The organism is Kribbella sp. VKM Ac-2571 (assembly GCF_004362255.1).
In the GTDB taxonomy this organism is placed as follows: Bacteria; Actinomycetota; Actinomycetes; order Propionibacteriales; family Kribbellaceae; genus Kribbella; species Kribbella pratensis.
Genome location: NZ_SNWS01000001.1, coordinates 592,938 through 615,231 on the forward strand (window position 1 = coordinate 592,938; position 22,294 = coordinate 615,231).

Genomic DNA, 22,294 nt, shown 5'->3' on the forward strand with positions numbered 1-22,294 from the left:
GGAAAACCACGGTGGATTCCTCGTCGTCATGATGATGACAACACTTGTGCGCTACGTAAAGCACCGGAAACGTCCGCAGGTTAAGGAGAACTGGCGGCGTACCGGCAGCCAAATGCCGGAAATCCTTGTGCAGAAGGGATTCCGCCGCGCACCGAGCATGCCGGATAGGCTGAATAAATTCTTGGCGACACGCGCACAATCTGGCCCGCAAACGCCCGGATCGACGAGTGTTGTCCTCGGCAACGTCCTGCGAACGTGAGGTGCGACGAGCAGATGAAGAGTGCGTACGACGACCTGCGCAACGTCGTCGAACTACCCGACGAGGTGCGTCGTGTGGTGAGCATCGTGCCGTCGTTGACGGAGTCGATCGCGGTCACACATCCGGCCGAAATCGTTGGTGCGACCGACTGGTGCACGCATCCCGCGGACCTCGACGTCGTACGTCTTCGCGGTACCAAGAATCCCGACCTCGATCGCATCCGTGAACTCGCACCGGACGTCGTCGTCGCGAACGCCGAGGAGAATCGCGCAGCCGATCTCGACGCGTTGCGCACGAGTGGAATCGCGGTCTGGGTGACCGCACCGACGACGGTGCCCGAATCACTCGACTCGCTCGGCCGCCTGCTGTCCGCGGTCATCGGCGGCGAACCGCAGTGGTTGCAGGATGCGCGCGAGGTGTGGAGGACGCCGTACGCCGGAATGCGCCGGCGGGCCGTGATACCGATCTGGCGACGGCCGTGGATGGCGCTCGGCCGGGACACCTTCGCGGGTGATCTGTTGTCGAGGATCGGCATCGACAACGTGCTCGGAGAATCGAGTGAACGTTATCCGCGGATCGACCTGGACGCGTTACCGGACTTCGACGTCGTCGTACTGCCGGACGAGCCTTATCCGTTTTCACCCGACGACGGCCCGGAAGCGTTCGCGAAACCCGCCCGCTGCGTATCCGGGCGGCACCTGACCTGGTACGGACCGTCACTCGTCGAAGCACGCCATCTGCTCAGCGAACAGCTGGCGTGACGTCCGCCACGATCACCGCGTGACCCCTGGACGAGTTAGGCATGCCTCACCTACGCTCCCTGCGTGCCGTCGATGACCGCGAAGAAGAAGTGCTGCAAGGACAAGCCGAGGTGCAAGAAGTGCCCGGTCGTCCTGCTGCGCCTGTCCAAGGCAGGCTGCGCCGAGCGGCTCGATCGCGTGCACTACGAGGTGGACAAGAAGATCCCGAAGAAGGTCCTCAAGCAGGCCCGCAAGCGCTGACTCAGGACGCGCGGCGCAGTGTGATCACGTCCGCCGCTCGCCGGAGCATTCCGGGGATCGTGGCGTGCGCGGCCTGACCGGTCGCCTCGAGGTCGTCGCCGTACCACCAGCCGTGGGCGCTGATGGTCTGCAGCTCGAGCTCCTCCTGGTTCGCGAACGTCACCTCGACGCGGTCCACCGCGACCGCGAAGAACGTCTGGTGCTGGACGATCCGGCACCCGCCCCACTCGAACTCGATCGTGTTCGTCGCGACCGGTGTGCCGAGTGCGTCGATCGGCAGCACGATGCCGACCTCCTCGCGCAGTTCGCGGCGGGCCGCTTCCGCGACCGTCTCACCGGATTCGACGCCGCCGCCGATCGTGAACCAGTACGGCGTCTGCGGCTTCAGCGGATCCCAGCCGTGCAGCAGCAGCACCTTGCCGTCCGGACGCACCGGCAGCACGCGGGCCGTCGTACGGTGTCGTACAGAGGGCCGGGCCGTTCCTGGTGGTGGCAACTGGGATTCGCTCACACCACAAAACGCTAAAGGACAGTGCCTGTTCCGCGTCGGGTGCTGCGGCGCGTCTCACATGGTTGCTGTGGACACCTACGATCGGAAGCATGGCAAGCATCGGTCTCGGACTGGCAGCGCTCGGGCGTCCCGGGTACATCAATCTCGGGCACGACGAGGACCTGCCGCCGCGACGTACTGTCGAGGATCTGCGGGTGCGGACGCACGAACTCCTGGAGCAGGCCTGGCAGGCAGGAGTTCGGTACTTCGACGCCGCCCGTTCGTACGGTCTTGCCGAGCAGTTCCTCGGAGAGTGGATCACACCAGAACGCCGGACCGCGATGACCGTCGGATCGAAATGGGGTTACACGTACGTCGCCGACTGGCGGCATGACGTGGAGACGCACGAGGTGAAGGACCACAGCCTCGCGACCTTCGAACACCAATGGCCGGAGACCCTTGAAGCGCTCGGCGGACCGCCGGACTTCTACCTCGTACACAGTCTGACGTCCGACAGTCCCGCGCTCGACGACAAGCGCTTGCTGGATCGGCTGCGCGAACTCGCGGACTCCGGCGTCCGCGTCGGGCTCTCCACCAGCGGTCCACGACAGGCCGAGACTCTGCGCAAGGCGTTGTCCTCCGGTACGCCGTTGTCCGCCGTGCAAGCCACCTGGAACGTCCTGGAGACGTCGGTCGGCCCAGCACTCGCGGAGGCACACGACGCCGGCTGGTTCGTCGTCGTCAAGGAGGCTGTCGCCAACGGCCGCCTCACGTCCCGCGCGGGCGAGACGCCGTTCAACGAGTTCGCCCGCCAGCACGGCGTCGCACCTGACGCGTTGGCTGTCGGCGCGGCCGTCGCTCAGCCGTGGGCCGACGTGGTCCTCAGCGGAGCAACCACGACGGCCCAACTGGCCAGCAACCTCGCTTACCGCACCGAAGGCCCGCTCACCGAGTTCGCGCAACAACCCGAGGAGTACTGGACCGAACGGTCATCCCTGCCGTGGATCTAGAAGGTGTGTTCGTCTCCCGGGAAGGCGCCTGAGGCGACCTCTGACGCATACGTCGTGGCGGCGTTGGTGAGGATGCCGCGGAGGTCGGCGTACTGCTTGACGAAGCGGGGCATGGTGCCGGAGCGGAGGCCGGCCATGTCCTGCCACACCAGCACCTGGGCGTCGGTGTCGCGGCCGGCGCCGATGCCGATCGTCGGGATCGGGATGCGCTTGGTGATCTCCGCGGCGACATCGCCCGGGACCATTTCCAGCACCACCGAGAACGCACCGGCCTCGGCGAGCGCCACGGCGTCGTCGATCAGACCGGCTGCCTGATCGCCCCGGCCCTGGACGCGGTACCCGCCGATGCTGTGCTCGCTCTGCGGCGTGAAACCGATATGCGCCATCACCGGGATACCGGACTGCGTGAGCTTCTCGACCATCGGTACGACGGTCCGCCCGCCTTCGAGCTTCACCGCGTGGACGCCGGCTTCCTTCATGAACCGCACTGCCGTGTGGAACGCCTGCTCCGGCGACGCCTGGTACGAACCGAACGGCAGGTCCGCCACGACTAGCGAATGCTCGACCGCACCGGCCACCGCACGCGCCAACGGGATGAGCTCGTCGACCGTCACCCGCAGCGTCGTGTCGTAGCCGAACACGTTGTTCGCGGCGGAGTCACCGACGAGCAGCACCGGGATGCCGGCCTGGTCGAAGATCTCGGCGGTGTACTGGTCGTACGCCGTCAGCATCGCCCACTTCTCACCACGGCTCTTGAAGTCCCGCAGGTGATGAATCCGGTACCGCCGCGGCCTCTTCACCCCGTCACCAGCCGCCGCGCCCCCACCGGACTGCTTGCCTGCACCTCCGCCGTACGGCGAAACCTCCGCCTCACCACCCCGCGTAACACTCGCCACCACGGGCGAACCGGCTGCTGACGCACTACTCGCTGAACCACCTGCTCCGTTCCCCGCGGACACTTTGCCGGCGGCTGCACCTGTTGAGACCGCACTGCCCTGGGTGGGTTGGGCGCGGCGGCCGGCTCGGTGTGAGGTGGCTTGTTCGGGTGAGACCTGGCTGGGGGCGTCCTGCTGGACGTCCGCTCGCCGGCGGGCGCCGAGCGGGCGTGCCGCGCCAGGTACGTGCGGTTGCTCGCCGGCCGGCGTACCAGCAGGTTCGTCGTTGCTCTCGTACTCGGCACTCGGGTCCGACAGATACCCGCTGCGGACACCAGGAGCAGCTTCCTGCGACTGCCGAGTCTCTTCACCACCCTGTCGCCGCTCAGCCTCCGCGCGCTGCCGGGCCTCTTCGCGTCGCCGAGCTGCTTCGCGTTGCTCAGCGTCCTGACGCCTCAGAGCTTCCAGGCGGCGTTCAGCGTCCTCGCGGCGCTGGGTGTCGTCCAGTTGACGGGGCGGCTCATGCCGGACCGCTTCTTCTTGGCGGCGAGCGTCGTCGGCCTCGGGTGACCGGAGCTCAGCTGGGCGCGGCTCGGCTGGGCGGGGCGGCTCAGGTGCTCGGGGCGGCTCGGGGACGCGGTCGTGGCCCCACACCGGTTCTGGGCCCGGACCTGGCTCGTAACGGCGGGGTGGTTCCTGGCCGCGGCCGGGCTCCTGGGCCCGGGGCGCGTCGGGAGGTTGGAGACGCTGCGGAGGCCGCGGCGGCTGCTGCGAACCCAACCCGTTGCTCAGACCGTTGCTCGAGCCGTGACCACCGAGCCCGTTGCTCGAGCCGTGGCTCAGCCCGTTGCTGGTGCCGTTGTTCGCGGCCGGCGGCTGTGGGGGAAACGGGCTGGGTTGTGGTGCGGGACTGCTCCAGTTCGTGCTGCCGTTGGACGCCTGCGGCGGGCGTTGCGGCGTACCACTTCCACCCGGAGCCTGAGGCGTCGACGACGGAGGCACCGGCGGCTGAGCCGGCCGTGGCTGTGCCGCACCTGACCCACCGCTAGTCCCAGACCCGGGCCCGAACGGACTAGGCCGCCCCTGCGGCGGTGCCTGCGGAGGCTGCTGCGGCCGGAACGGGTTCTGCTCCTGCTGCTCCCGCCCGTACGACTCCTCCCGCGACTCCCCGTAGTACTCCCGCCGGTCTGACTGCTCCACTCGCGGTGGCTGCTGCGACGGAGGTGGCGCACTGGGCAGGTACGGCGGTTTCGGGACGTACGGCTGCTGCGGGACCGGCCCGCGCTCGTACGTCCGCGGCGCGTTCGGCAGTGACGGTGACGGGTCGAGACCGCGGTCCCGCCAGGTGTCGTTGTCGTAGTCCGAGCGGCGGTGTTCCTCGGTTGCCCGGTTCGCCGGTCCGGTCCCGTACGGCGAGGGCGACTCCTCGTCGTCACCCTGGGTACCGGCCGACAGGAAGTTGTCAACCATGCCGTCATCGTCCCATCGATGCGGAGGGTGAGCGCCACCGCCTGTGGGTGAGCGATCGCTCACATCGTCCTTGGGCAGACCGGAGCGGTCGTGGGTCTCCTCGGTGGAGTCCCACGACCGGTCCTGGGTCCAGGGGTCGGGCTGGGATGGGCGGTACCGCCAGGAGTCGCTCAGTGCTCGGCCGCCTTTCGTGCGTCCTCACGCCATGCATTGGTGATCGGCAGCCGGCGGTCCCGCCCGAAGGCCTTGTGCGTGATCTTCGGGCCCGGCGGGTACTGCCGGCGCTTGTACTCGGCCCGGTCGACGAGCCGGATAACCTTGGTGACCAGTTCGGTGTCGAACCCGGCGGCGACCAGTTCCGCACTGCCACGGTCCTGCTCGACGTAGTCGTCGAGCATGTCGTCGAGCAGGTCGTAGGCCGGCAGCGAGTCGCTGTCCATCTGGCCGGGGCTGAGCTCGGCCGACGGCGGTTTGGCGATCGAGTTCGCCGGGATGGGCGGCTGCTGGCCGCGAGCCTTCGCATCCTCGTTCCGCCACTTCGCGAGCCGCCAGACGACTGTCTTCGGGACGTCCTTCAGCGGTGCGTACCCGCCGACCGCGTCACCGTAGATCGTCGAGTAGCCGACGGACAGTTCCGACTTGTTGCCGCAGGCAAGCACCAGGTGGCCGTCGGCGTTCGACAGTCCCATCCAGATCACTGCGCGGACCCGGGCCTGCAGGTTCTCCTCGGCGAGCCCGGTCAGGCCGAGCGTGTCCAGGAACGGCTGCACCATCGGCTGGATCGGTACGACGCGGTAGTTCAGGCCGGTGCGCGCCGCGAGGTCGGCGGCGTCGTCCTTGGAGTGGTCGCTGGAGTACACGCTCGGGTTCGAGATCCCGAACACGTGCTCGGCGCCGATCGCGTCGCAGGCGATCGCGGCGACCAGCGAGGAGTCGATACCGCCGGACAGCCCGAGCAGCACCGACTTGAAGCCGTTCTTCTGCACGTAGTCGCGCAGGCCGGTGACGATCGCGCCGTACATCTCGGCCTCGTCGGACAGCCGCGGCGCGATGTTCGCCGGGATCGCCTCGTACGGCGCGAGCTCGTCCTCGTGGATAACGGTGTGCACGATCTCGATGCCCTCGTGGGTGCCGGACGGCGTACCCGAGGCGGCCGGGAGGTCGAGGTCGACGACCATGCTGCCCTGCTCGAACTGCGGTGCACGGGCGAAGATCTCGCCGTCCGCGTCGGCGATCAGCGAGTCGCCGTCGAACACGAGTTCGTCCTGGCCGCCGACGAGGTTCACGTAGGCGAGCGCGCAGCCGGCCTCGCGGGCACGGCGCCGTACGAGATCACCGCGGACGTCGTCCTTGTTGGCCTCGTACGGCGAACTGTTGACGACGAGCAGGAGACCGGCACCGGCCTCGCGGGTGACCGCGACGGGGCCGCCGTCCTGCCAGAGGTCCTCGCAGATCACGAGGGCGACGTCGACGCCGTGGATGCGGACGACCTGCAACGTGTTGCCGGGGACGAAGTGCCGGAACTCGTCGAAGACGCCGTAGTTCGGCAGGTGGTGCTTCACGGCGCTCGTGACGACGCGGCCCTGGTGGATGACGGCGGCGGCGTTGGTGGGGGAGCCCTTCGGGCGGCCGAGGCGGTCGACGCCCATCGCCGTACCACCGGCCCGGTCGAGGTAGCCGCAGATCACCACGATGTCGCCGAGTCCTTCGTCGGCGAGCCGCTTCGCGAGCGAATGGATCCGGTGCTGCGAGGCGTCCACGAACGACGCGCGCAGCGCGAGGTCCTCCACCGGGTAACCGGTCAGCCCGAGCTCCGGGAACGCGACCACGTGCGCACCTCGCTCGACCGCGTTCCGGGTCCACGCGACGACCTTGTCGGTGTTCCCGTCGATGTCACCCACGGTCACATTGAGTTGAGCAAGCGCTACCCGAAGCTGAGGCACGAGAGCACATTACTGGTTCTCCCGGCCCGACCCCACGCCCGTCGCCAACCTCTTACGAATGCCGAAGGAAACTCCGCACCCGATCGAGGTTCCCGTCCACCGTCTCCATGGCGTCCACGGTCAGCCGCTCACCCTGCAACTGGGGGTACTCACTCCGCATCCGCAGCACGTGATCCCACCCCACCTCGTGCCATCCCGGAATGCCCCGTCGCCGTCCTTCCAGGCGCCGGCGGTGCTCACCTTCATCGCTGCAGACACACTCGACGATCCGCAACCGCGCGTCGTACCTCGCGGCCAGTTCGCACCACCGCTCCGCGATTTCGGAGTTGACCAAGCAGTCCACGATCGCAGACTGCCCGAGCATCAACTGCCGTTCGACGAGGGTCCCGAGAAGGTCGTAGCACATCGCCAGGAAGGCCGCACGGTCGAGGCCGCCGAGGACGCCGTGCGGTCTGAGAGCTCCGAGCAACCAGTCGCCGGCGAAAGCCGGGACTCCGGATTCGGTGGCCAGCTGTTCGGCCAGCGTCGACTTCCCGGTTCCCGGCAGGCCGGTGAACGCGATGATCTGCTGCACCGTGATGACGTTAGCCGTGCAGCCGTCGAACAGCGACGAAGGTTCACTCGGCAGGGACTTTCGTCGGATGTACCGTCGGCGCCGCATGGATTGACTGGGAACCATGACCACCCAAGGCGGACCGACCGGGCTCAGTGAACGCGCCTTGGGTCCCGACCTCGCGCGCGGTTTCATGCTGCTCTTCATCGCGTTGGCGAACTCGCACTACTTCGTCGGCGGCCACGCGTACTTCGGCGGATTCCCGACCGCAGGATCGCCCGTCGACCGCGGCCTCGGTCTGCTGATCGCGACCTTCGTCGACGGTCGCGCCTTCCCGATGTTCGGCGTGCTCTTCGGGTACGGCGTCGCGCAGATCGTCCGCCGGCAACGCGAGGCCGGCAAGGAGTGGTGGCCGATCCGCAGGTTGCTGTGGCGGCGCAGTCTCGTCCTGGTCGTGCTCGGGTTCCTGCACGCGATGCTGCTCTACATCGGCGACATCCTCGCGGCGTACGGCGTACTGCTGTTCCTCGGCGTCTGGGCGCTGCGCTGGAAGGACCGTTGGCTGTTCGTCGTCGCCACTGTCGTCCTCGTCCTCACCGCACTGCCCAGCGGCGACTCCCTCGCCGGCTCTGCCGAAGGTCCCGATCCGTCGATGCTCCCGGCAACCTTTCTCGGCCAGTTCCCCGACCGGTTGGTCGTGCAGCCGTTCATCGCCGGCCTCGGCTGGATCGGCTTCGTCACGCCGTTCCTGATCGGCCTGTGGGCAGGCCGCCGGCGCATCCTCGAACGCCCGGCCGAGCACCTCACCCTGCTCCGTACGACGGGCCTGCTCGGCCTCACGATCGCGATCCTCGGTGCGCTCCCGGTCTCGCTCGTCGTCGGCGGCGCCATCACCCGGCCGAGCGACCACGCGGTGACGATCTTCGGACCGTTGCACGACGCAACCGGCGTCTTCGGCGGATTCGGGTACGCCGCTCTCATCGTCCTGATCGCACACCGGATGGGCGATCGCCAGGGTCCTGTGACCGTGGCGATCGCCGCTGTCGGACAACGATCGTTGACGTGCTACCTCGCCCAGTCCGTCGTCTGGGCCGTCGTGTTCACGCCGTACCTGCTCGACCTGTCGGACGCACTCACCACGACCACGACAGCTCTGCTCGCGGTCGCGACCTGGCTGGCGACAGTAGTGCTCGCCGACCGGATGCGACGCGCCGGCTACCGCGGACCGTTCGAGCTCCTGATCCGACGGATCACGTATCAGCCCTGGACGATCTCGGACACGCGATCGCGCAACTCCGGGAGCCGTGCGTAGAACACGTCACCCGGGCACTGCGTCGTGTTGTAGTCCCGGTGCCCGACGATCGCGACCTGCGGGTCCAGGCCGTACTTCGTGCACAACCACGCGCACGTCAGCGCCGACATGTCGAACAGCGCGACCGGCACGTTCTCGCTCACGTAGATGCCTTCGTGCTCGATGCCGATCGTGTGGCTGTTGTTGTTCGCGGTCTGCGCGCCGAGCACGTTCTGCCCGTTGTTGATCGACGACAGTGACTTGCTGCGGCCCTCCATCAGGAACCCGCCGCGGCTGATCGTGAGCTGGTTGCCGATGTCGATCCAGCCGTTGGTGTCCATGTGCAGATCCTGGATCCAGTGCTGGACCTTGTACGCCGCGGCGAGCGAATAGTCGGTGACGTTCGGGCTCGCGGTGTGGTGGATGACGATGTGATCGGGCTTGGCGATCACCTGTGTCGGGGACTTGGGCGGGCGCGCCGACCATTCGGTGCGCGTGTAGCAGCGCGGCGCGGGGGCGGCATGCGCTGCTGTCGGGACGGTGATGCCGCCGAGCAGTACGCCGCCGGCGGTAGCGCCGAGGACGGTACGCCGGGACACCAGTGTCGATTTCTGTCCACGTTGGAAATTTTCTGGGGCGGTCATGTTATAGAAAATCCCCTACGAACGACGCCGCCAAACCGGAATGATCTAATGACGTGGTGACACAGAGTCAGGCGCCGGAAGTGGTGCGGGTCGGGCGGGTCGGTAAGGCGGTGCGGGTGCTCGTCGCGGTCGCCGGGATCGGCCTGCTGATCAACGGGTCGGTGCGCGCCAGCGACGACGCCTGGCCGTTCGGTCCGATGTCGCAGTACGCGATGTCGGTCCCGGACGACGCCAAGATCGACTACACCCGGATCAGTGCGGTCACGGACGCCGGCACGACGGTCGACGTACCGCTGAACATCGAAGGTGCCGGGGTGGCACGCGCCGAGATCGAGGCGCGGTCCGGAGAGATCGTCAAGGACCCGTCGTTGCTGCAGCAGGTCGCGGACGGGTGGGCCCGCAAGCATCCTGACCAGCCGAAGTACGTGAAGCTTGAACTGATCCGCGACACGACCCAGCTGGTGAAGGGCCGGGTCGAAGGACCGCCGACGTCCCAGGTGCTCGCGACCTGGGAGGTACGCCCATGAACGAGCGAAGCGAGCTCGTCATCAAGCACAGCGGGCCTCGTGTCTCAGCCGCGCCCGGAGCGAAGCGAGGACGTGGATGAGCATCGCGAACTGGTTCACGCCGGCGATCGCGCTGGCGCGGATCGCCTGGTTGCGGACGGTCCTGTACCTGTTCGTCATCCTCGACATGCACGCGTTCGTCCGCGACACCCGTGACAAGGGCGAGCACCCCGGGCTGTACCAGCCGTTGCTCCTCGCCCGCCTCCTCGACCTGCCCAAACCGTCGGTCGCGAACACGACGGTCCTGTACGTCGTCCTCATCGGCGCGTGCCTGATCGGGGCGACGAACTACTTCCCGCGGGTGGCCGGCTGGATCGTCGCGCCGGCGTTCACCTGGTGGGTCTTGATCGGGATGAGCGACGGCAAGGTCGACCACGATCACCTCGCGCTGGTGATCGCGCTCTGGGTTCTGCCTACCGTCAAGGCGGGCAGCCGGGGCATCACGTCGTACGGCGACCAAACTCGGTCGGAGGCGGCCGGGTGGGCGATTCGGTGCATCCAGATCTGCGTGATCGCGACGTACTTCCTGTCCGCGGTCGCGAAACTGCGCAGTGCCGGCTGGGCGCTGACGTGGCCCGGCAGCGCCGTACTGACCTGGGCGATCGTGCGGCGACCGCACCCGGTCGGGGAGTGGCTGCTGCACTATCCGTGGGTGCTGCACGTGATGCAGTGGGTCGGCATCATCGGGGAGTTCTGCTCGCCGGTGATCCTGTGGCTCAAGGGGCGCTGGCAGCTGTTCGGGGCGCTGTTCTTCCTCGGGTTCCATGCGGCGAACACCGCGATCCTGCTGATCCACTTCCTGCCGACGGTTGTCTGCTGGCTGGCGTTCGCGCCACTCGAACGCATCGCGCCGTGGTTCCAGGCGCGCCGTTCAGACCGTTCAGATCGCTCAGACCGCGATGCCGGAGAGGCCGAAGACGAGGCCGAACACGGCCGGCAGGCCGAGCAGCAGGCCGGCGCGTAGCTTGAACCGGCGCCCGCCGGGGCCCGGGGTCCGTACGACGCGGGACAGCACGGCGCCGGCGTACCCGAAGACCAGGGCGGCGAGCAGGATCTGGCGGGTCGGCAGGTTGTCGGCGTTGTGATGCGTCAGCCCGAGCGTGACCAGGCCCGGGCAGCAGAACGCGCACATCCCGAACCCGAGCTCCGGGATCGGCAGCCAGCGGCGCCCGAGCACGTCCCGCTCGGCAGGCCGCTTACGCCGCAGCGACTGCACGAAGCGGGCAGTACTGACGATCAGGTCGCTGAGGCAGAGGATCCCCGCCACGATCAGGGCGGCGTGAAAGATCGTCTGCACGAGGACACGCTAGGGCATGTCTCCCGATCCAGCGCCTACTGCGGGGCACTCGGCACGGCACCTCGCCGCACGGGTGCAAAGGCCACGATGCTCCGCATCGAGACCTTCGCCCCCGCACGCCGATGCGCCGCACCGAGCACCTCCTCGCGACGGCGCTGGATCGGGAGACATACCCTGGGCCCTGGATGCGGTCATGTCCGCCCAGCCACGTAACGTCTGCTTAACAAGGGCGGGGCACACTGTGAGAGACCCAGAGATGTGCCTGGGAGATGTGCCGAGAGATGTGCCCGAGAGATGTTCCGGTGAGAGGTGGACTGATGGACAAGCAGCAGGAGTTCGTACTGCGCGCGCTGGAGGAGCGCGACGTACGTTTCGTGCGGCTCTGGTTCACCGACGTGCTCGGGTTCCTGAAGTCGGTCGCCGTCGCGCCGGCGGAGCTGGAGAGCGCCTTCGCGGAAGGGCTCGGGTTCGACGGGTCGGCGATCGAGGGCTTCGCCCGGGTGACCGAGGCCGACATGCTGGCCAAGCCGGACCCGTCGACGTTCCAGATCCTGCCCTGGCGGGGCGAGACGATGGGCACCGCGCGAATGTTCTGCGACATCAACATGCCCGACGGCTCGGCGTCGTTCGCCGACCCGCGGCACGTCCTGAAGCGCACCCTGTCGAAGGCCGCCGATCTCGGGTTCACGTTCTACACGCACCCGGAGATCGAGTTCTACCTGTTCAAGTCGCTCACCGGCGCACCCGGTACGACGCCGGAACCGGTCGACTCGTCCGGGTACTTCGACCACACGCCGCAGGGCATCGGCAACGACTTCCGCCGCGAGGCGATCACGATGCTGGAGTCGATGGGGATCTCGGTCGAGTTCAGCCACCACGAGGGCGGCCCGGGGCAGCAGGAGATCGACCTGCGGTACGCCGACGCGCTGTCGACCGCCGACAACATCATGACGTTCCGCGTCGTGGTGAAGGAGGTGGCGCTCTCGCAGGGGATCTACGCGTCGTTCATGCCGAAGCCGTTGTCGGACCAGCCCGGGTCCGGGATGCACACCCACATGTCGCTGTTCGAGGGCGACCGCAACGCGTTCTTCGAGGGCGGCGCGCAGTACCAGCTGTCGAAGACCGGGCGGGCGTTCATCGCCGGCCTGCTGCAGCACGCGGCCGAGATCACCGCGGTGACGAACCAATGGGTGAACTCGTACAAGCGGCTCGCCGTCGGGGACGAGGCGCCGTCGTTCGTCTCGTGGGGTCACAACAACCGGTCCGCGCTCGTGCGGGTGCCGATGTACAAGCCGCACAAGGGGCAGTCGTCGCGGGTCGAGTTCCGGTCGCTCGACTCGGCCGCGAACCCGTACCTCGCCTTCGCCCTGATGCTCGCCGCCGGCCTGAAGGGCATCGAGGAAGGCTACGAACTCCCGGCCGAGGTCGAGGAAGATATCTGGTCCCTCACGCCGCGCGAACGCAAGGCGCTCGGCATCAAGCCTCTCCCCGGCAGCCTCGCCGAAGCGATCAGCGCGATGGAGGACAGCGAGTTGGTCGCCGAGACCCTCGGCGAACACGTCTTCGACTTCTTCCTCCGCAACAAACGCGCCGAATGGCAGGACTACCGCCGCCAGGTCACCCCCTTCGAGCTGAACAAACTCCTGCCCGTTCTGTAGTACGACGACGGCCTATCGCGTGGGTCCGACGTGACCGACCATCCAGACCGCGTGGCCGTTTCTACAGTCCCGCCCCGTCCAGGTGTCCTTGAAGCTGTCGGCGCCGCCGCCGCCGATGTCGAGGGGTACGCCTGACCGCGCGACGACGTTGTTCGCCGGGCCGAGGATCTCGAAGGACTTCGCATCGCCGCGCACGGTGTACCCGCGGGGCCACACGAGCGTTACCGCGGGATGGCCCGAGCCGGCTTGGACGCACCCGCTGGCGTCGACGGTCAAGGTGGTTCGCAAAAGTGCCTCCATTCCACTGGGATTGTCCACGTCGGACCTGACGATTCGAGGGGCCGGCCCACTTGCTGACGGCGGTTGTCCGTCGCCGGGGTGGACGATCCACGTGGTCCCGGCGATCACCGCAGCAGCGGTCAGCACCACGCCTCCGACAGCGAATCGCCTGTTGCGGATCCGGCGGTGCCGGATGCGCTCGACCACCAGGTCCTCGGCGAGGTCGACGGCGTCGCTGCCTTCGGCGGCGGTGGCGTGGAGCAGTTCTCGCAGGTCGGTCATGGGGTGCTCTCCTCGGTGATGGCGAGCTGCGTGGCGAGCTTGGTCCTGGCGTCGGCCAGGTGACGTTTCACGGTGCCCTCGGCACAGCCGAGCTCGGCCGCGACCTCGGCAACGGTCAGGTCTTCGTAGTAGCGCAGCACAACGCACGCCCGCTCCCTCGGCGACAAAGTGCTCAGCGCCCTGCGGACCTCGTCCGCGACCGCAACCCGGTCGTCGTCGTGGTGTGGCATGTCGACCAGTAGATGGCGGGTCGCGTTCCAGCGCGCGAGTCGACGGCGGCCGTCGACGTACTGGTTCAGCATCGCGCGGCGGACGTAGGCCTCGAGTTGATCGATGTCCTCGCCGATCCGGCGCCGGCCGAACACCCGCGTGAGCGCTTCCTGCACCAGGTCGCCGGCTGTCGCCGGGTCACCGGTCAACAGGTAGGCGTAACTACGCAGAGCACCGCCGCGCGTAGCCAGCAACGCCCGAAACGCATGTTCCCAGTCAGCCACCACACCACCATCCGTTCGCTTACCGGTATAGACGAACAACCGGTCGGCGACGTTGGGGGTCCGTCAGCACGAATCCAGGGAGTCTTCAGACTCCGGCGGGCTGGTTGGGGGTGGCGTCGGAGGCGTGCTGGGAGGTCCAGCGGGCGGCTGCGGTGGAGTGGCGGTACGGCGGGTCGGTGGGGAGCGGGGTGGCCTCGACAGTTGCTTCGAGGGACGGGGCGTTGGTGACCACCGGCGTACCGTCCGGGGCGAGTGCGTTGACCTCTTCGACGGTCAGCAGGCCGACGGGGCGGACGCCTTCGGTGATGATCACGATGCAGCCGGGGATCACCTGCTGGGCCCGGTTTCCCTTGGCAGGAACGAGAATCCCTTCGGCCGGCGTCCGCCAGGCGCCCGGCGAGAAGTGCCGTAGCGCGATGCCGGCCTGGCCGTCCTCGGGGGTGCGGGGCGGGAGGTAGGCGGTCGCCGTGTAGTCGTAGTCGTAGTCCGGCTCCGGCGGGCCGGAGACTCGTCCGCCCTGCTGGGGTGTCAACCACACCACCGTGCCGCGCACGGCGAGCGACCCCGTCATCATCACCATGGACAGCCATCATGCCCGACTACTGAGCGAGTTCGCTACACGACACCGTGTATTCCCCGCAACCAACCCGAGATCCATCCGCGACTTTGAGAAGCCACCAACCATTTCGCGAGCTCGAAACTGGCTGGTGGCTTCTCAAAGTGGGGGATTGGGTAGCCTGCGGGGGTGGCTGACGGGCGTAGGGGGTCTTGGGAGGGGCGGCTGGTTCGGCTGGGGTTCGAGGACCCGCGGCGGGCGGCCGGCATGCTCGAAGACCTGGACGCGCTGGACTCGCACAGTCCACTGGCCACCGAGCAGCTGATCACGACGCTCTCGGAATCGGCTGATCCCGATCTCGCCTTGCAGAGTCTCTGTGCGATGGCCGAGGCGCTGCACCGGAATCAGCACGACCTCGCCGCGTTCGCCCGCACCCTCGAGATGGACGAGGGTTTCCGCCGCCGGCTCGTCTACGTCCTCGGCGCGAGCGAGGCGCTCGGGCGGCATCTCGGCGTACATCCGCGGCACTGGTACGACCTCGCCGACCCCGCCCTCGCGGGTGCGCGGCCGTCGGTGGAGGATGTCGCGGCCAAGCTCGCGTCCGTCGTCGACGCGGAGAACCCGGTCGACGCGTTGCGGGTCGAGTACCGTCGCCTGCTGCTCCGGCTCGCGGCCCGGGATCTCGCCGAGGGGCTGCTCGTCGACGAGGTCGCCGCCGTACTCGCGGATCTCGCCGCGGGCGCGCTCGAGACGGCCCTGCACATCGCCCGCAACGACTACTTCGCCGCTCATCCCGGCGCCGCCGACTGCCGGCTCGCGATCATTGCCATGGGCAAATGCGGTGGCCGGGAACTCAACTACGTCAGCGATGTCGACGTCCTGTTCGTCGCCGAGCCGCTCGAGGGCGAACCGGAGCTGCCCGCCATCAAGACGGCGACCCAGCTCGCCGCGGCCGCGATGCGGATCTGCTCGGCGCACACCGGCGAGGGCACGCTCTGGCCGGTCGACGCCGCCCTCCGGCCGGAAGGTAAGTCGGGTCCGCTCGTCCGCACGCTCGACAGCCACTTCGCGTACTACCAGCGCTGGGCGAAGACCTGGGAGTTCCAGGCCCTCCTCAAGGCCCGCCCGGTCGCAGGCGACGCCGAGCTCGGTCGTGCGTACTCCGAGAAGATCGGTCAGCTCACGTGGTCCGCCGCCGACCGGGAAGGGTTCGTCTCCGATGTCCAGGCGATGCGCCGGCGCGTCATCGACCACATCCCGGCGGCGGACGTGGACCGCCAGCTGAAACTCGGTCCCGGTGGATTGCGCGACGTGGAGTTCGCCGTACAGCTCCTGCAGCTCGTGCACGGTCGCAGCGACGAGTCGGTCCGCAGCGGTACGACGCTGGTCGCGCTGGAAGCCCTGACGAGCAGCGGGTACGTCGGCCGCACGGACGGCGCCGTACTCGCGGACGCGTACCGCTTCCTGCGGTCGATGGAGCACCGCATCCAGCTGTTCCGCCTGCGCCGTACGCATCAGGTCCCGGACAACGAGGCCGATCTGCGACGGCTCGGCCGCTCGCTCGGCTTCACGAAGAACCCGGTCGCCGATCTCACCGCGGCCTGGAAGAAGCACGCCCTCGAGGTACGGCGCCTGCACGAGAAACTGTTCTACCGCCCGCTGCTCGCGGCGGTCGCGCGGATCCCGGGCGAGGAAGTACGCCTGACACCCGAGGCAGCCAAGCAGCGGTTGACGGCGCTCGGGTACACCGATCCGGCGTCGGCGCTGCGCCACATCGAGGCCCTGTCCGAAGGGGTCTCGCGGCGTTCGTCGATCCAGAAGGCACTGCTGCCCGCCATGCTCGGCTGGTTCGCCGAATCACCCGATCCGGACGCCGGTCTGCTCGCGTTCCGCACGATCTCCGACGCCCTCGGCTCGACGCCCTGGTACCTGCGCCAGCTGCGCGACGAGGGCGCGTCGGCCGAGCGGCTGGCCCACCTGCTGGCCAGCGGACGGTACGCCGTCGACCTGTTGCAGCGCGCCCCGGAAGCGACCGCGATGTTCGCCGACGAGCGAGAGCTGACGCCGCGCAGCCAGGAGTCCCTGCTCACCGAGATGTCCGCCGCCGCCCGGCGGCAGGATTCGCCGGAGGCCGCGGTCGCGGCGATCCGCGCCGTACGGCGCCGTGAACTGTTCCGGACCGCCGCCGCCGACCTGTCCGGCCTGCTGGACGTCGAGACCGTCGGCGACGGGCTGACCGACATCTCCGTGGGAACGCTGACGGCCGCGCTCGAAGTCGCGCGGAAGGCTGTCGCCAAGGGGGAGCCGGAACCGACCCGGATGTCGATCGTCGCGATGGGCCGGTTCGGCGGTCACGAGCTCGGGTACGGCAGTGACGCGGACGTGATGTTCGTGCACGACCCGCTCCCGGGCGCGGACGAGAAGAAGGCGACGGACTTCGCGACCCAGGCGGCGACCGAGCTGCGCCGGATGCTGTCTTTGCCCGGAGCCGATCCGGCCGTCGCGATCGACGCGGACCTGCGCCCCGAGGGCCGGCAAGGACCATTGGTCCGGACGCTGGCGTCGTACGCCTCCTACTACGCGCGCTGGTCGGCAGTGTGGGAAGCGCAGGCGTTGCTCCGCGCCGACCCGTTGTGCGGCGACGCCGACCTGTGCCGGTCGTTCCGCGAACTGATCGACCCGCTGCGCTATCCGGTGAACGGTGTGAGCGAACGCGACGTGATGGAGATCCGCCGGATCAAGGCGCGTGTCGACGCGGAGCGGTTGCCGCGCGGGGCCGACCGGAGCACGCACACCAAGCTGGGCCGCGGCGGTCTCGCCGACATCGAGTGGACCGTGCAGCTCCTGCAACTGCGCGAGGCGCACCGCGTTCCCAGTCTCCGTACGACGCGCACGCTGACCGCGCTCCGGGCCGGGGTGGAGGCCGGCCTCGTCGACCCCTCCGAGGCCGAGACGCTGCAAGCGGCCTGGGTGCTGGCCACCCGGATCCGCAACGCGATCATGCTCGTCCGCGCCCGCCCTGGCGACTCGCTCCCACGCGATCCGCGCGACCTGGCGGCCGTGGCGCAGATCTGCGGCTACCCGCCCGGCGAATCCGGCCGCTTCTCCGACGACTACCTGCGCACCACCCGCCGAGCCCACAACACCGTCGCCCGCCTTTTCTGGGACGACTAGGTTCTGTCTGGCAATCCAGCGCCTACTGCGGGGCACTCGGCACGGCACCTCCCCGAGCACCTCCTCGCGACGGCGCTGGATTGCCAGACAGAACCTACTTGACAGGCAACCTTTTGGTTGCCTATTGTCGAGGTGTGGAGTTGGTGTTCAAGGCGTTGGCCGATGAGGGCCGGCGGCGGTTGCTGGACGCCCTGCGGGAGCGCAACGGGCAGAGTTTGCAGGAGCTGTGCGAGCTGCTGCCGGACCTGACCCGGCAGGGTGTGACCAAACACCTGCGGATCCTCGAGGACGCGAACCTCGTGGTCACGGTCAAACGCGGACGCCACAAACTCCACTACCTGAACCCGGTGCCGATCAACGAGATCGCCGAACGGTGGCTGAGCAACTACGAACGCGACAAGCTGCGTGCGCTCAGTGCACTGAAGGCGGCTCTGGAGGAGGACAGATGAGCAAGCCGGCAATGATCCACGTGACCTACATCGAGACCACCCCGGAAAAGCTGTGGGAGGCGCTGACCTCGGGAGCGTTCACCCAGCTCTACTGGTTCGGCCGCCGCATCGAGTCGGACTGGACGGTCGGCTCGCCCGTGCGCTTCTACGACAGCGCGGACGACAGCCTGACCGACAGCGGCGAGGTCCTGGTGTACGACGAGCCGAAGACGCTGGCGTACACGTTCAAGAACGAGTTCCTCGAGGACCGCGCCGATGAGGCCCCGGGCCGGGTGACCTTCACGATCGAGCCCGCCGGGAAGAACGTGGTGAAGCTGCAGGTCGTGCACGACCAGATCGCCGAGGACACCGTCGAGGGCTGGCGGAACGGCTGGGCCCCGATCCTCGCCAACCTGAAGACCTACCTGGAGACCAACCGAACCCTGGAGATCACCTTCTCCTGAGGGGGTGTCTGACGGCTCCGCGCCTACTGCGGGGCACTCGGCGCGGCACCTCGCCGCACGGGTGCAAAGGCCACGATGCTCCGCATCGAGACCTTCGCCCCCGCACGCCGATGCACCGCACCGAGCACCTCCTCGCGACGGCGCGGAACCGTCAGACACCCCCTAGAATCGACCTGGTGGGAGCGACAGATCAGGTTCGGCAAGTCGGTGTCTTCAGTACCGTCCGCCGCAGCGTGCGGATGACGGTCGGGCAGAAGCGCGTCTGGGAGACACGGTGGCCGGAGCTCGGCCGGACCCAAGAGGATCTGCCGCCCGGCGAGCTGGACCTGGGCGATTGGTTCGGCCGTACGGCGCCGACCGTGCTGGAGATCGGCTCCGGGATGGGGGAGGCGACCGCGCAGCTCGCCGTCGCCGCGCCCGAGGTCAACCACGTGGCCGCGGAGGTCTATCCGGCCGGCCTCGGTCAGCTGATGCTGTGGGTGGAGAAGTACGACCTCGACAACGTCCGCGTGCTGCAGGGCGACGCGGTGGATTTCCTGCGTGATCACGTCGCTCCCGGCGCGCTGGCCGGCGTACGGATCTACTTCCCGGACCCGTGGCCGAAGAAGCGGCACCACAAACGCCGGCTCGTCACGGCGCCGTTCGTCGCGCTGATCGCAGACCGCCTGCAACCGGGCGGAACGTTGCACCTGGCAACGGACTGGACGGACTACGCCGACCGCATGCTCGAGGTCTGCGCGGCCGAACCCGCACTGCGCAACGAGTACGGCGGCTGGGCCCCGCGGCCCGAATGGCGCCCGGTCACCAAGTTCGAGTCCCGCGCCCTGGCCGAGGGTCGCGAGGTCCGCGACCTCATCTACACCAAGATCTAAGCCGACCGGCTCGTGAACGACCACAGCCCGGCGCCGACGGTGTAGACGGTGTAGCCCTCGTGGTACGTCGCCGAGCCGGCGAAGGCCTGCGGTACGGCTTCGACATCCGCGGCCCGCGCTGACGGCACGTGTACCTCGGCCGTCGTACCGACCGGAACCTGTACATCCAGCGACAGGACGCGTCCCGTCTTCTTCCACGAGACCGCCACCTGCCCGCGGATCGTCTCGGTGCGGATGCTCGCCGAGTCCACCTCGTCGCGGGCATCCGGCCGTACGACGATTCGCTCTGCGCCCGCGTCGACGACGCGCAGCCCGGCGACGTTCTCGAGGATCCACTGCACGACCGTGCCCTGGAAGTAGTGGTTGCGCGACCGCGAGTCGTCCTCCCACTTCTCCCACATGGTGTCCGCGCCGAGGTCGAACCAGTAGCCCCAGCTCGGGTAGCTCCGCTGCAGCGCGACCTTCGTTGCCACGTCGCCGTACCCGTGGGCGGTCAGCACCGGCAGCAGTACGCCGACGCCCAGGCAACCCGTGTTGAGATGGAACCCACGCGCCTCGACGTCGGCGGCCAACCCGGCCGCCACCCGCTCGACGAAATCGTCCGGCACGATCCCGAACGCCAGCGGCACAGCGTTCGAGGTCTGCCGATAGTCCGGGTCGTCAGCTGACCGGTACCGGCCTTCGGCGCGATCCAGGAATGTCCGGTTCAACCCGTCGGCGAGCTCCGCTGCCGCCTTCCGGTACTCGTTGGGTTGCCCAATCAGCTCGCCGATCTCGGCAGCGACCATGAGCGCCCGATAGAGGTACGCCGTACCCGTCAGCCGCCGGTCCTCCGGCGCCGGGCCGCTTCCGAACCCGGGCGGCAGCCAGTCGCCGAGCACGCTCACCGACAACCCGTCCTCGACCCGGTCGAGCTCCCACGCGAGGTAGCGCGTCAGCGAGTCCCAGTGCTCACGGAGCAGCCGCTCGTCGCCGTACCAGCGGTACATCTCGCGCAACAGGAACGGATAAACAGTCGGCCACTCGGTCGCGGGGGAGAGGTCCGTGAAGCCCCAGCCGCTGGTCGGCACGATCACCGGGAGCTGCCCGGAGTCCGCCTGGCTGTCCCGGATGTCGCCGAGCCACTTGGTGAAGAACCGCGCCAGGTCGAGCGTCGCGAGCATCGTCGGCGCACCGACCTGCGCGTCGCCGGTCCACCCGTTCTTCTCGAAGTACGGCGTGTCCGTCGGGATCCCGTGCAGGTTGCTCAGGATCGTGCGCCGCATCGCCCGCTCGAACTGCTCGTACGGCGCCTGCGTCGACGCGAACCGGGTCACCGACGGAACGTCCGAATTCACCACCCGCAGTTGCAGGTCGGCGGCCGCGCCCTCGACCTGCACGTACCGGAAGCCCTTGTAGGTGAACCGTGGCTCCCAGGTCTCCAGCCCGGTGCCGGCCGCGATGTACTCGTCACGCTGGATCCGGTCGCCGTCGACGTGCACGTTCCACGCCGCCACGTTGCCATCGGCAACCGTCTCGCCGTGCGTGAGGCTGATCGTCGTCCCGGCTGGCGCACTGGTCGACAGCCTGGTCCAGCCCGCCACGGTCCGCCCGAAGTCCACGATCCAAACCCCTGGCCGGACCTCGGTGACCTCGACCGGATCGACGGTTTCGACCACCCGGATCGGCTCGTGGGCCTGCGCGGTCAACTTCCCCTTGGGCGCTTCGACGGCCGATGCGGCGGACCAGGAGGAGTCGTCGAACCCGGCGACGTCCCAGCCGGGCAGCGCGCGGCGGGCGTCGTACGTCTCACCGGTGTAGAGCGAGTCCGACAGCGTCGGGCCGCCCGTGATGCGCCATGTCTCGTCCGTGACCACCTCGTCCACCCGGCCGTCGTCGTACTCGACGACCAGCCGGGCGATCAGCCGCGGGTCGGCGGTCCACGGGGCGTCGTGCCAGCGCCAGACGTTCACCGAGGTCAGTCCGAAGAAGCCACGCCCGAGTTCGGCACCGACCACGTTGTCGCCGGGCTGCAGCAGCTCGGTCACGTCGTGCGTGACGTAAAGAACCGTGCGGTCGTACGCGGTGAAGCCAGGATCGAGTACGGCGTCGCTCACCGCGTGCCCGTTGAGTCGCAGGTCGGCGTACCCGAGACCGCTCGCGTAGAGCCGGGCGCGCCGAACGATGCCGTCCACGGCGAACGCGCGCCGGAGGAGCGGTGCACTGTCGGTCACGCCACCGATCCACTGTGCGGTTCCGAATCCCTCGTCGAGCAGCCCGGTCTCGAACCATTCCGGCGCGGACCAGTCACCGACCTGATCGGAGCCGTCCCACAAGCGAACGGCCCAGTGGTACCGCGTCCGCGCCGCCGTCGGGCCGTCGTACTCGATCCCGAAGGTCCGCGGCGACTCGACCTTGCCCGAGTCCCACACGTCGGCGCGCTCCGGCGTCAGCAGCTCCGGCGCGGAGGCGACCAGGATCTGGTACGCCGTCTGCGTCGCGCCGTACCCGGGTGCGACGGCGACCCAGCTGAAGCGTGGCCCAGGGACGTCGACGCCGAGCGGCAGGACGGCGTACTCGGTCTTGAGAGATCGAGGGATCAGCACGCTCAGGACCGTAGGCAGCCGCCCGTCCGGCTTTCAACCGTCTGACCAGATCCGGCCGATGATCACCTTTGATCGCTTGTCTCGGTTAGTGATTGACAGGTCC

The 22,294-nt window shown here is 68.5% G+C and carries 21 protein-coding genes; 11 read left to right on the top strand and 10 right to left on the bottom strand.

The genetic code is table 11. The features are described from left to right. Positions 1–273 precede the first annotated feature (273 nt). Together EV651_RS02875 and EV651_RS41165 are read left to right on the top strand one after the other, a co-directional pair. Positions 274–1,020 (top strand): helical backbone metal receptor, encoded by a 747-nt coding sequence (locus tag EV651_RS02875; protein ID WP_133781621.1) that lies wholly within the window; start codon positions 274–276, stop codon positions 1,018–1,020. 63 nt (positions 1,021–1,083) lie between these two features. Further along, a complete protein-coding gene (locus tag EV651_RS41165) occupies positions 1,084–1,260 on the top strand; it encodes a hypothetical protein (RefSeq protein ID WP_166658443.1) in 177 nt (58 codons plus the stop codon). Between the two features lies 1 nt (position 1,261). On the opposite strand, the gene EV651_RS02880 is transcribed toward EV651_RS41165, so the two are convergent. Continuing rightward, positions 1,262–1,771 carry an NUDIX hydrolase gene (locus tag EV651_RS02880; protein WP_133781623.1) on the bottom strand — a complete coding sequence of 170 codons (510 nt, stop codon included), beginning with the start codon at positions 1,769–1,771 and terminating at the stop codon, positions 1,262–1,264. An 89-nt stretch (positions 1,772–1,860) separates the two neighbouring features. On the opposite strand from EV651_RS02880, the gene EV651_RS02885 reads away from it, so the two are divergent. Beyond that, on the top strand, positions 1,861–2,760 hold the full coding sequence (locus EV651_RS02885) for an aldo/keto reductase (protein ID WP_133781625.1): 900 nt from the start codon (positions 1,861–1,863) through the stop codon (positions 2,758–2,760). On the opposite strand, the gene panB is transcribed toward EV651_RS02885, so the two are convergent. The 3 genes from panB to EV651_RS02900 form a co-directional block, all read right to left on the bottom strand. Continuing rightward, entirely contained in the window at positions 2,757–5,105 is a 2,349-nt protein-coding gene (panB, locus tag EV651_RS43185; RefSeq protein ID WP_370351939.1) for a 3-methyl-2-oxobutanoate hydroxymethyltransferase, read from the bottom strand. The genes EV651_RS02885 and panB overlap by 4 nt on opposite strands. A gap of 170 nt (positions 5,106–5,275) precedes the next feature. Next, positions 5,276–7,006, bottom strand: a complete 1,731-nt coding sequence (locus EV651_RS02895) for an NAD+ synthase (protein WP_238156612.1) — start codon at positions 7,004–7,006, stop codon at positions 5,276–5,278. A 94-nt stretch (positions 7,007–7,100) separates the two neighbouring features. Further along, positions 7,101–7,622: an AAA family ATPase gene (locus tag EV651_RS02900; RefSeq protein WP_166658472.1), complete on the bottom strand. Its 522-nt coding sequence runs from the start codon at positions 7,620–7,622 to the stop codon at positions 7,101–7,103. Positions 7,623–7,725: 103 nt separating this feature from the next. On the opposite strand from EV651_RS02900, the gene EV651_RS02905 reads away from it, so the two are divergent. Then, positions 7,726–8,913: a DUF418 domain-containing protein gene (locus EV651_RS02905; protein WP_133781631.1), complete on the top strand. Its 1,188-nt coding sequence runs from the start codon at positions 7,726–7,728 to the stop codon at positions 8,911–8,913. Here the strand turns inward: EV651_RS02905 and EV651_RS02910 are convergent. Further along, on the bottom strand, positions 8,859–9,536 hold the full coding sequence (locus EV651_RS02910) for a peptidoglycan recognition family protein (protein ID WP_133781633.1): 678 nt from the start codon (positions 9,534–9,536) through the stop codon (positions 8,859–8,861). The two genes, EV651_RS02905 and EV651_RS02910, sit on opposite strands and share 55 nt — an antisense overlap. A gap of 56 nt (positions 9,537–9,592) precedes the next feature. On the opposite strand from EV651_RS02910, the gene EV651_RS02915 reads away from it, so the two are divergent. Next, the gene (locus EV651_RS02915; RefSeq protein ID WP_238156613.1) at positions 9,593–10,063 is read left to right on the top strand and encodes a hypothetical protein; all 471 of its coding nucleotides are present in this window, start codon (positions 9,593–9,595) and stop codon (positions 10,061–10,063) included. Between the two features lie 76 nt (positions 10,064–10,139). Further along, complete coding sequence (locus tag EV651_RS02920; protein ID WP_133781637.1) at positions 10,140–11,066, top strand: HTTM domain-containing protein; 927 nt, start codon at positions 10,140–10,142, stop codon at positions 11,064–11,066. Here EV651_RS02920 and EV651_RS02925 read toward each other — a convergent pair. Next, a complete protein-coding gene (locus tag EV651_RS02925; RefSeq protein WP_133781639.1) occupies positions 10,992–11,399 on the bottom strand; it encodes a hypothetical protein in 408 nt (135 codons plus the stop codon). The genes EV651_RS02920 and EV651_RS02925 overlap by 75 nt on opposite strands. A gap of 317 nt (positions 11,400–11,716) precedes the next feature. Between EV651_RS02925 and glnA the strand changes: the two genes are divergently transcribed. Further along, positions 11,717–13,057 carry a type I glutamate--ammonia ligase gene (gene glnA / locus EV651_RS02935; RefSeq protein ID WP_133781641.1) on the top strand — a complete coding sequence of 447 codons (1,341 nt, stop codon included), beginning with the start codon at positions 11,717–11,719 and terminating at the stop codon, positions 13,055–13,057. 12 nt (positions 13,058–13,069) lie between these two features. Here glnA and EV651_RS02940 read toward each other — a convergent pair whose 3' ends face one another. From EV651_RS02940 to EV651_RS02950, 3 genes are all read right to left on the bottom strand, one after another. Beyond that, the gene (locus EV651_RS02940) at positions 13,070–13,618 is read right to left on the bottom strand and encodes a hypothetical protein (RefSeq protein ID WP_133781643.1); all 549 of its coding nucleotides are present in this window, start codon (positions 13,616–13,618) and stop codon (positions 13,070–13,072) included. Further along, complete coding sequence (locus tag EV651_RS02945; protein ID WP_133781645.1) at positions 13,615–14,112, bottom strand: RNA polymerase sigma factor; 498 nt, start codon at positions 14,110–14,112, stop codon at positions 13,615–13,617. Before EV651_RS02945 ends, EV651_RS02940 begins: the two co-directional genes overlap by 4 nt. An 85-nt stretch (positions 14,113–14,197) precedes the next feature. Next, positions 14,198–14,692, bottom strand: a complete 495-nt coding sequence (locus EV651_RS02950) for a hypothetical protein (RefSeq protein ID WP_133781647.1) — start codon at positions 14,690–14,692, stop codon at positions 14,198–14,200. Positions 14,693–14,935: 243 nt separating this feature from the next. On the opposite strand from EV651_RS02950, the gene EV651_RS02955 reads away from it, so the two are divergent. From EV651_RS02955 to trmB, 4 genes are all read left to right on the top strand, one after another. Then, entirely contained in the window at positions 14,936–17,842 is a 2,907-nt protein-coding gene (locus tag EV651_RS02955; protein WP_238156646.1) for a bifunctional [glutamine synthetase] adenylyltransferase/[glutamine synthetase]-adenylyl-L-tyrosine phosphorylase, read from the top strand. 134 nt (positions 17,843–17,976) lie between these two features. Beyond that, a complete protein-coding gene (locus tag EV651_RS42170) occupies positions 17,977–18,291 on the top strand; it encodes a helix-turn-helix transcriptional regulator (RefSeq protein WP_133781651.1) in 315 nt (104 codons plus the stop codon). Further along, entirely contained in the window at positions 18,288–18,734 is a 447-nt protein-coding gene (locus EV651_RS42175) for an SRPBCC family protein (RefSeq protein ID WP_133781653.1), read from the top strand. Before EV651_RS42170 ends, EV651_RS42175 begins: the two co-directional genes overlap by 4 nt. Before the next feature lie 176 nt (positions 18,735–18,910). Beyond that, positions 18,911–19,606, top strand: a complete 696-nt coding sequence (gene trmB / locus EV651_RS02970) for a tRNA (guanosine(46)-N7)-methyltransferase TrmB (protein ID WP_202870126.1) — start codon at positions 18,911–18,913, stop codon at positions 19,604–19,606. On the opposite strand, the gene EV651_RS02975 is transcribed toward trmB, so the two are convergent. Next, positions 19,603–22,191, bottom strand: a complete 2,589-nt coding sequence (locus EV651_RS02975; protein ID WP_238156614.1) for a family 78 glycoside hydrolase catalytic domain — start codon at positions 22,189–22,191, stop codon at positions 19,603–19,605. The two genes, trmB and EV651_RS02975, sit on opposite strands and share 4 nt — an antisense overlap. Positions 22,192–22,294 lie beyond the last annotated feature (103 nt).

What these genes read in the sequence shown, in the direction of transcription:
- EV651_RS02905 (WP_133781631.1), top strand. Translation starts at nt 7,726, where the DNA reads ATGACCACCCAAGGCGGACCGACCGGGCTCAGTGAACGCGCCTTGGGT.
- EV651_RS42175 (WP_133781653.1), top strand. Translation starts at nt 18,288, where the DNA reads ATGAGCAAGCCGGCAATGATCCACGTGACCTACATCGAGACCACCCCG.
- EV651_RS02920 (WP_133781637.1), top strand. Translation starts at nt 10,140, where the DNA reads ATGAGCATCGCGAACTGGTTCACGCCGGCGATCGCGCTGGCGCGGATC.
- glnA (WP_133781641.1), top strand. Translation starts at nt 11,717, where the DNA reads ATGGACAAGCAGCAGGAGTTCGTACTGCGCGCGCTGGAGGAGCGCGAC.
- EV651_RS02950 (WP_133781647.1), bottom strand. Translation starts at nt 14,692, where the DNA reads ATGGTGATGATGACGGGGTCGCTCGCCGTGCGCGGCACGGTGGTGTGG.
- EV651_RS02910 (WP_133781633.1), bottom strand. Translation starts at nt 9,536, where the DNA reads ATGACCGCCCCAGAAAATTTCCAACGTGGACAGAAATCGACACTGGTG.
- EV651_RS02955 (WP_238156646.1), top strand. Translation starts at nt 14,936, where the DNA reads ATGCTCGAAGACCTGGACGCGCTGGACTCGCACAGTCCACTGGCCACC.
- EV651_RS02940 (WP_133781643.1), bottom strand. Translation starts at nt 13,618, where the DNA reads ATGACCGACCTGCGAGAACTGCTCCACGCCACCGCCGCCGAAGGCAGC.
- panB (WP_370351939.1), bottom strand. Translation starts at nt 5,105, where the DNA reads ATGGTTGACAACTTCCTGTCGGCCGGTACCCAGGGTGACGACGAGGAG.
- EV651_RS02885 (WP_133781625.1), top strand. Translation starts at nt 1,861, where the DNA reads ATGGCAAGCATCGGTCTCGGACTGGCAGCGCTCGGGCGTCCCGGGTAC.
- EV651_RS02875 (WP_133781621.1), top strand. Translation starts at nt 274, where the DNA reads ATGAAGAGTGCGTACGACGACCTGCGCAACGTCGTCGAACTACCCGAC.